The organism is Streptomyces lonarensis (genome assembly GCF_012033735.1).
Taxonomy (GTDB): Bacteria; Actinomycetota; Actinomycetes; order Streptomycetales; family Streptomycetaceae; genus Streptomyces; species Streptomyces lonarensis.
Window position 1 is genome coordinate 1 of record NZ_JAAVJD010000465.1, and the last position, 1402, is coordinate 1402.

General features: G+C 79.2%; 1 protein-coding gene. It reads left to right on the plus strand.

Annotated features, from left to right (window positions below; translation table 11 throughout):
• Window positions 1-358 precede the first annotated feature (358 nt).
• Window positions 359-1402: polyprenyl synthetase family protein (locus HCN56_RS25550; protein WP_167975019.1), on the plus strand; the 1044-nt coding region annotated here is incomplete at its 3' end.

Here is a 1402-nt window from a genome sequence, read left to right on the forward strand (position 1 = left end):
CCCCCCCCCCCCCCCCCCCCCCCGGGACTCCGCCGGGCGGGCGCAGCCGCGCCACGGCCCGGCCCGGGGCACCCCACCCAGGCGCGCGGACCGGCCCCGCGCGCCCGGCGCGCGGAGCACCGCGTACGCCGCCCGGAGGAGTGACACGTTGAACGTGTTGAAAGGCGCGCCCGCACCCCACTCCGCCACCCCCCGGCAAGAGCGCAGGTCAGCGCCGCGCGACACCGCCGGACGGCACCCCGGGCACTGGTGTACGGCTGGGGGATCACCACGCGAACCGTCCCGCGCCGGGCCGGGGTCGGTCACGCTGGAACGCCCCGCCCGGCGCGCCGGGCACAGCACGATCGTGGAGCGCACCGTGTCGACGCCTACCGCCGTACCCCCCACCGGCCGCCCCGCCGCCGCCGGAGCCGTCCCCTCGCAGGGTCACGCGCCGTCGCCCGCCGACGCCCCGGCCCGACTCGCGCTGCGCCGGGCGCGCACCCTGGTGGAGCCGGCGCTGCTCGACTGGGTCGACCGGCTGCCCGGGGAGCTGCGCCGCATCGCCCGCTACCACTTCGGCTGGAACGACGCCGCCGGCGCTCCCGACCAGGGGCTCGTCGGCAAGGTACTCCGTCCGGCGCTGGTGCTCTCCGCCGCCGAGGCGTGCGGCGGCCGCCCCGAGGAGTCGCTGCCGCCGGCGGTGGCGGTGGAGCTGGTGCACAACTTCTCGCTGCTGCACGACGACATCCTCGACGGCGACACCACGCGGCGGCACCGCGCCACCGCCTGGACGGTCTTCGGCTCCCCCGGGGCGCTGCTGACCGGGGACGCGCTGCTCTCGCACGCCTTCCGGGTGCTGGCGGACGACGGCTCCCCCCGCGCGGCCGCCGCCGTGCGCGCCCTCTCCGACGCCACCACCCTGCTGGTGGAGGGCGAGCACACCGACGTGGGGTTCGAGAGCCGCGAGGCGGTCCCGCTGCAGGCCTGCCTGGCGATGAGCGAACGCAAGACGGCGGAGCTGATGGCCTGCTCCTGCGAGCTCGGCGCGGTGTGGGCCGGGGCCGCCCCGGAGCGGGTGGCCGCGCTGCGGCGCTTCGGCCACCACCTCGGCCTCGGGTTCCAGATCGCCGACGACCTGCTGGGGATCTGGGGGGACCCCGCGCTGACCGGCAAGCCGGCCGGTGCCGACCTCGCCGCACGGAAGAAGTCGCTGCCGGTGGCGGCCGCGCTCGCGGCGGACGGCGCCGCGGCGCGCCGACTCGCCGCGCTCTACCGACCGGTCGACCCGGACGGCCCGCCGGAGGGGCCCGAGCGGATCGCCGAACTCGCCGAACTGGTCGAGCGGGCCGGTGGCCGGGGCTGGGCGGAGCGCGCCGCCGACGAGCACGCGGACCGCGCCGCGGCGGCGCTGGCGGAGTCC